This window comes from Methylophaga sp. UBA2689, from assembly GCA_002354555.1.
In the GTDB taxonomy this organism is placed as follows: Bacteria; Pseudomonadota; Gammaproteobacteria; order Nitrosococcales; family Methylophagaceae; genus Methylophaga.
This window is the reverse complement of sequence record DELT01000047.1, coordinates 1-7346: the sequence shown is the minus strand read 5'-3', so window position 1 is coordinate 7346 and position 7346 is coordinate 1. Positions and strand designations below refer to the sequence as shown.

Annotated in this window: 9 protein-coding genes; 6 read left to right on the top strand and 3 right to left on the bottom strand. The window is 46.4% G+C overall.

What is annotated here, in order from left to right; translation table 11 throughout:
* Both B3M51_RS05200 and B3M51_RS05195 read right to left on the bottom strand, forming a co-directional pair.
* Positions 1-632 (bottom strand): spermidine synthase (locus tag B3M51_RS05200; protein ID WP_292757325.1); only part of this gene is annotated, 632 nt, incomplete at its 3' end.
* Positions 632-1567, bottom strand: coding sequence for a DUF3530 family protein (locus tag B3M51_RS05195; RefSeq protein ID WP_292757323.1), 936 nt, complete (start codon positions 1565-1567; stop codon positions 632-634). The genes B3M51_RS05195 and B3M51_RS05200, both read right to left, overlap by 1 nt.
* Positions 1568-1710: 143 nt before the next feature.
* On the opposite strand from B3M51_RS05195, the gene rpe reads away from it, so the two are divergent.
* The 6 genes from rpe to trpC are packed head-to-tail and all read left to right on the top strand — an operon-like array spanning position 1711 to position 7010.
* Positions 1711-2403, top strand: coding sequence for a ribulose-phosphate 3-epimerase (gene rpe / locus B3M51_RS05190; protein WP_292483808.1), 693 nt, complete (start codon positions 1711-1713; stop codon positions 2401-2403).
* Between the two features lie 3 nt (positions 2404-2406).
* Positions 2407-3075, top strand: a complete 669-nt coding sequence (locus tag B3M51_RS05185; RefSeq protein WP_292757321.1) for a phosphoglycolate phosphatase — start codon at positions 2407-2409, stop codon at positions 3073-3075.
* Positions 3076-3084: 9 nt separating this feature from the next.
* The gene (gene trpE / locus B3M51_RS05180; RefSeq protein WP_292483812.1) at positions 3085-4578 is read left to right on the top strand and encodes an anthranilate synthase component I; all 1494 of its coding nucleotides are present in this window, start codon (positions 3085-3087) and stop codon (positions 4576-4578) included.
* 15 nt (positions 4579-4593) lie between these two features.
* Complete coding sequence (locus B3M51_RS05175) at positions 4594-5187, top strand: aminodeoxychorismate/anthranilate synthase component II (RefSeq protein WP_292483814.1); 594 nt, start codon at positions 4594-4596, stop codon at positions 5185-5187.
* Positions 5174-6202, top strand: a complete 1029-nt coding sequence (trpD, locus tag B3M51_RS05170; protein ID WP_292757318.1) for an anthranilate phosphoribosyltransferase — start codon at positions 5174-5176, stop codon at positions 6200-6202. Before B3M51_RS05175 ends, trpD begins: the two co-directional genes overlap by 14 nt.
* Before the next feature lie 10 nt (positions 6203-6212).
* Complete coding sequence (trpC, locus tag B3M51_RS05165; protein WP_292757317.1) at positions 6213-7010, top strand: indole-3-glycerol phosphate synthase TrpC; 798 nt, start codon at positions 6213-6215, stop codon at positions 7008-7010.
* Here the strand turns inward: trpC and B3M51_RS05160 are convergent.
* Positions 6990-7346: helix-turn-helix domain-containing protein (locus B3M51_RS05160; protein WP_292757316.1), on the bottom strand; the 357-nt coding region annotated here is incomplete at its 5' end. The genes trpC and B3M51_RS05160 overlap by 21 nt on opposite strands.

Genomic DNA, 7346 nt, shown 5'->3' with positions numbered 1-7346 from the left:
GCCACCGGTAGCACTAAGGTCTGATTATCAAAACTTTGATTTATACGTTGCATCGATTGACTGAATCCTGGCCGATCGGTTCCCCATAAATTGATACTCATTAGTCCATTGTCGTTAAGCACCCCGGCACAGGCATCAAAAAATGCCTGGCCTCCAACACTGGCCGACATTCCCACATGATCGAAAGCATCGACCAGCAGTAGATCATAAAACGCGCCATTGCTGAAAAACTGATTGCTGACAAACTGATAACCATCATCATGATGAATCCGCAGTCTGGGATCATTATGCGGCACTTCAAAATAGCGATGTGCCACATCAATCACATCCTGCCGATATTCGATTACATCAATCTGACAATCTTCAAAATGATGTAACAAAAACTTAACCAGTGATCCACCGCCCAGGCCAATCACACAGATAGTTTTGGGGCTTGGCTGAAACAATAAACCGGCCATCATGGCGCGGGTATAACTCAGTTCAAGCAGATGAGGTGATTGCAATGACATGCTGCTCTGGCGTGGATAGGTTCCAAAATGCAGCGATCGCTGATCACCAATATCAACGACTTCAATAATACCCTCATCAGAAGCGGCTTGATAAACCACTGAGCCACCATAGTAAAGACGCATTAAAGTGCATCCTCTTCATCAAAAAACTGTTTATATAACCAGCCATGGACCAGATTGGTTAATCGCCTGGACGAGCTGACAAAATAATGAGCTGCCCCATTGATCTCACGCAACTGATAGTTGGTTTTCTGTTCGGTTTTCATCTGTATCTGTCGTTGCAGAACAGCCTGTTTAATAGAGTCTTGCTGACGACTACCCAGAATTTCCAATATTGGAATCGCTGTTTCAGTCATGTTTGTCCCTTCTGCTAATTCACCGGTATTTATCATGATTAATGCGGCAACCGGAACCGCGGTTTCGTTAAGCGTTTTTAAGGCCAGCTCTCCTCCTGCCCCCTGACCAATCAACACAATATTTTCATGTCCTTCCTGCTGTAACTTTAATAAAGCTGCATCCAGACGCTGAGCAGTGGTTATCGCTGTAAATTCCGCTTCAGCAGGTTCTGCCGTTTCAGTTGCATCAGTTGGTTCAGTATTTTCATTATCTGCGGGCGTATTCTCAGCTTCTGTTGCTGCAGTTTCCTCTGTTTCAGCCTGCTCAGCCGGATCCGCTTCATCCGCTGCATCAGCATCTTCTTCTGTGGCGGGTGGCTCTTGCTCACTTGCTTCCGTAAACCGAATGATCTTGATTGATAATGTATTCCAGCCATAAGCCGGTAACTGTCGTCTCAAAATACCAATCGCAGCACTGTCGATATGTTCATTAATGTCATGCAGTAACAAAATGGCGCCACGAGATATACCTAAGGTTTGCGGTAAATACGCAGCCGCTATATTTTGATCATCTACAGCTAATGGCTCATAGCCTTTTGTAACTGAGTCCTGACGCAATATTTGCGGCTTAGCTACATTCGTTTCATCCAAAGCACCGGCCTGTAAAAGCATGCATGGGAGAAACAGCAAAAATGTAATGAACAATCGTAGGTGAATTCGCACTTGTTTTCCTATTTAGCTCGGTTGGTCAACTGACGCCAGTATAAAGAGCGATAATGAATTTCAAAAGCTGAAAAAACCCGGCTTTTGGGGTAGAGTAACGGGTTTTGATAGCAAATTTTTAACTAACTTAGAGAGAATCCGACATGGCCGAATTCAAAATTGCCCCATCTATCCTCTCCGCTGACTTTGCCCGCCTTGGTGAAGAAGTGGTAAATGTACTGGCCTCAGGTGCTGATATCGTTCACTTCGATGTTATGGATAACCATTATGTCCCTAACCTGACGATCGGACCTTTGGTCTGTGAAGCTTTGCGCAAGCATGGTGTTACTGCTGAAATCGACGTACATTTAATGGTGAAACCGGTTGATCGCATTATTCCTGATTTTGCCAAAGCCGGCGCCAGTTACATCACTTTTCATCCTGAAGCCTCGGATCACATTGATCGCAGTCTGCAACTGGTTAAAGCAGAAGGCTGTAAAACCGGTCTGGTATTCAACCCTGCGACACCACTAACGCTGGCAGAACATGTTCTGGACAAAGTAGATCGTATTCTGCTGATGTCTGTGAACCCGGGTTTTGGCGGTCAGAAATTTATCCCCCACACACTGGAAAAATTGCGTCAGGCTCGCAAAATGATTGATGAAAGTGGCTATGATATCGATTTGGAAATTGATGGCGGTGTAAACATTCAGAATATCCGTGAAATCGCAGAAGCCGGAGCACGTACCTTTGTTGCTGGTTCTGCCGTATTTGGTGCCGCTCAGGATAATGACCCTAATAAATATGAAACCGTAATTGCAGCACTGCGTGCTGAATTGGCTCAGGCAAAAATCTAATCAATGGCATTAATCAAGCCAGCGCTTGCGTTAATTGATCTCGACGGCACACTGGTTGACAGTGTGCCGGACCTGGCCTGGTGTACCGATCAGACCATGCGGGCACTCAATTTGCCTGAACGTGGTGAAGCCAAGGTCAGAAACTGGGTAGGTAACGGTGTTGAAAGGCTGATAAAACGTGCCTTGATAAATCAACTTGATGGTGAACCTGCTGAAGCACTTTATGCCCAGGCAGCTCCAATATTTATGGCGTTATATGCAGAAAACACCAGTAAACGCAGTCTGCTATACCCTGATGTAAAACAAGGGTTGCAATGGCTTAAGGATCAAGGCATTTATCTGGGCTGTGTGACCAATAAAGATGAGCAGTTTACGCTGCCCATTCTGAATAATCTGGGGATCCGCGATTATTTTGAACTGATTGTCAGCGGTGATACCTTGCCGCAGAAAAAACCGGATCCTGCACCGCTGCTTTATGCAGCCAATTATTTTAAAATCGAGCCACAACAGGCTTTGATGATTGGCGACTCGGTCAGTGATGTCAAAGCATCACGCGCCGCCGGTTTTCAAATCGTCTGTATGAGCTACGGTTATAACCATGGCAATGATATCCGCTCTGCTAACCCGGATGCGGTGATTGATAGTTTTGCTGAGTTAAACACTCTTTTTTAGAAGCCGAAAATGAAACAGGCACAATTCGACCAACTGGCCAGTGAAGGCTATAACCGCATCCCTCTTTATCGCGAAGTGCTCGCCGATTTAGACACGCCATTAAGTACCTATCTTAAACTGGCAGATGCGCCCTATTCCTATCTTTTCGAGTCGGTTCACGGCGGCGAAAAATGGGGACGTTATTCCATTATTGGCCTTCCCTGTGAATCCGTTATCAAAGTATTTGGTGACCAAATCAAAGTTTATCAACGTAATGTATTGATAAACGAAATTCAGCATGAAGACCCATTGACCTGGATTGCCGATTTTCAGGCCAAGTTCAATGTACCTACATTGGAGCATTTACCTAAATTCAACGGTGGCCTGGTTGGCTATTTCAGCTATGACACAGTTCGTTATGTTGAAACCCGTTTAGGTGAAGCTCCTGAAAATGATCCTCTGGGCTGCCCTGATGTGTTGCTGATGGTATCTGACGAACTCGTAGTGTTTGATAATCTCAGTGGAAGATTGTTTTTGATCGTTCATGCTGATCCAACACTGCCCGAAGCCTATGACCAGGCACAACAACGCCTGGATCAACTGATTCGTGAATTGCGTGAATCCACCCCTAAGTTTAACGATAAACGTCCACAGAACTCGATTTCGGAACAGGATTTTGTCTCTGGTTTCACCCATGATGGGTTTATCGATGCGGTCAGCAAGGCAAAACAATACATTAACGATGGCGATATCATGCAAGTGGTTCTGTCACAGCGTTTGTCAGTGCCTTTTCATGCGGCGGAAATTGATTTATATCGTGCCCTACGCACATTAAATCCATCACCGTACATGTATTACCTGAACCTCGAAGACTTCCACATTGTCGGATCTTCTCCGGAAATTCTGGTTCGCATGGAAGACAATGAAGTCACTGTGCGACCTATTGCCGGTACGCGTCGTCGTGGTAAGACGGAAGAACAGGACAAAGCCCTGGAGCAGGAACTGCTTAACGATCCAAAAGAATTGGCAGAGCATTTGATGCTGATAGATCTGGGTCGTAATGATGTGGGCCGGGTCAGTCAGACAGGTACGGTAAATCTGACAGATAAAATGGTCATCGAACGCTATTCACATGTAATGCATATTGTTTCCAATGTGACGGGACAGGTTCTCCCCGGAATGACGGCAATGGATGCACTCCGTGCGACCTTCCCGGCCGGTACCGTCAGCGGTGCACCGAAAGTACGTGCAATGGAAATTATTGACGAATTAGAGCCGGTTAAACGCGGCGTTTATGCTGGCGCCATTGGTTATTTGTCCTGGGCTGGAAATATGGATACAGCTATTGCTATCCGCACAGCCGTCATCAAAGACAAGCAACTGCATATCCAGGCGGGTGCCGGTATTGTCTATGATTCTGTTCCGGAAATGGAATGGGAAGAAACCATGAATAAAGCCCGCGCGATATTCAAAGCTGTTGCCATGGCTGAGGCAGGACTTGAGCCGCCAAAACCGACTGAATAAATAACAGGACACCCTATGCTGTTAATGATTGATAACTATGATTCGTTCACCTACAACCTGGTGCAGTATTTTGCTGAACTGGGTGCTGAGGTGGAGGTACAGCGTAACGATAAACTGACCATTAGCGACATAGAGACCCTTAACCCAGAGCTTATAGTGATCTCTCCCGGTCCTTGCACGCCAAATGAAGCGGGAATTTCATTAGATGTTATTCATCAATTTGCCGGAAAAAAACCGATTCTAGGTGTTTGTCTGGGCCATCAGGCAATTGGTCAGGCATTTGGTGGCAATGTGGTGCACGCACGCGAAATCATGCATGGCAAGACTTCCCCGGTGCATCACAACAATGTCGGTGTGTTTAAGGGATTGAATAATCCATTGCAGGCAACTCGTTACCACTCACTGGTCATTAAAAAAGAAACGCTGCCCGATTGTTTTGAGGTAACTGCCTGGACAGAAAACCCGGATGGCAGCATTGATGAAATTATGGGTGTCCGGCACAAAACCCTGCCAATCGAAGGCGTGCAGTTTCACCCTGAATCCATTTTGACTGAGCAAGGTCATCAATTATTAAAAAACTTTCTGGATGAACACCATGGCGGAGAATGAATTTACCATGCAGGCAGCCATCAAGCTGATCACCCAGCATCAGCATCTGTCTGAACAGCAAATGACGGCAGCGATGCGAATGATTATGACCGGTGAAGCAACAGACGCTCAGATCGGTGGCTTCTTAATTGGTTTGCAGATGAAAGGCGAAACCATTACCGAAATTGCGGCCGCAGCATCGGTAATGCGTGAATTAGCCACGCCAGTGCAGGTCACCGGTGAGCATATTATTGATACCTGTGGTACCGGCGGCGATGGTGCCAGCAGCTTTAATGTCTCCACCGCCAGTGCCTTTGTAGTGGCTGCGGCTGGCGGCAAAGTCGCAAAACATGGCAATCGTTCCGTCAGCAGCACTTCCGGCAGTGCTGATGTATTGGAAACAGCGGGTGTTAATCTGGAACTAACACCTGAACAGGTAGCCCACTGTGTAGAAACAACTGGTGTTGGCTTTATGTTTGCCCAACGTCATCATGGTGCAATGAAATATACCGTTGGTCCGCGCCGTGAAATGGGTGTCCGCACCATTTTTAATTTACTCGGTCCGCTAACCAACCCAGCCAAAGCCAAACATCAGGTAATGGGGGTATTTGACAAGAAATGGGTTGAACCTATCGCGCAGGTACTGCAAAAACTTGGCAGTAAACATGTGATGGTGGTGCATGCCGAAGATGGTATGGATGAAATCAGTATTGGCGCCGATACGTTTGTCGCCGAGCTTAAAAATGGTGAGATTTCCACCTACACTATCAAGCCCGAAGATTTTGTGATGCAGCGTGTTGATATCAGTCAGCTGACCGTCACCAATGCACAGCAAAGTCTCGATATTATTCAGCGTGTATTTGCCGGTGAACCTGGCCCAGCCAGAGATATCGTCGTGCTCAATGCCGGCGCTGCCATTTATACAGCAGATTTAGCTGACAACCTTGCTGAAGGCGTTCGTCAGGCAAAACACTTTATTGATAGTGGTATTGCTCAACAAAAACTAGATGCACTCATCACCTGCAGCCAACTTTAAAAGATCGTTTATGACTGATACACCCGATATTCTGAAAAAAATTCTGCAACGTAAACAACAGGAAATTGCCGAGCGCAGTAAACGTTTGCCTATTAATCTGTTACAGCAATTGGCTGAAAACGCTGAACCGGTACGCGGTTTTGTTGAGGCCATTGAACGTAAACTGGCTGCAGGACAAAGCGCCGTTATTGCTGAAGTTAAAAAGGCCTCACCGAGCAAAGGTGTGCTGCGGGAAGATTTTCGTCCTGCTGAAATTGCCTTGTCTTATGAAAACGGTGGCGCGGCCTGTTTATCAGTATTGACCGATCAGGATTTTTTCCAGGGACACGAAGACTATCTGAAACAGGCGCGAACGGCCTGTCAGTTACCGGTCATTCGTAAAGATTTTATTATCGATCCCTATCAGGTATTTGAGGCCAGAGCGATTGGGGCCGATTGCATATTGCTGATCGTTGCCGCTTTGGATGATGATCAACTGGAACAGTTAAGTCAGTTAGCGATTCAGCTTGATATGGATGTGCTGGTTGAAGTGCATAATGAAGAAGAGTTGCATCGTGCGTTGGTATTGAATCTGCCTCTGATAGGCATCAATAACCGTGATTTACATACTTTTGAAACGTCGCTGGAAACCACTATCAAGTTACTTAATTTCATTCCCGATGAAACAATAGTAATCACCGAAAGCGGTATCCTTGGGAAGGAAGATGTCACTTTCATGCGTGAGCACGGTGTAAATGGTTTCCTGGTTGGTGAAGCCTTTATGCGGGCAGATGAACCAGGTGAGGCGTTAGCCAACCTTTTTAATTGAGGCATTAACACCACGATGGTCTTCGTCAAACAATACCATCGTTTTACCATGCGCCCACAAGATGCCGCGTTCCTGTAATTCTTTTAATACCCGACCGACCATTTCCCGCGAACAGCCGACAATGCGACTGACTTCCTGACGGGTTATCTTGATTTGCCGACCCTGTTCGTGGCGCATTGCATCCGGCTGAGCGGCCAAATCACGCAAGGCTTCTTCTACCCGCCCGGAAACATCCATAAATGCCATATTAGTGGCTTTGCGAGTCGTGGTCAGCAAGCGTTTGGACATTTGTTCGCCCAACGTTTCCAACAGGTAGGGATAGCAACCTTTTAATTC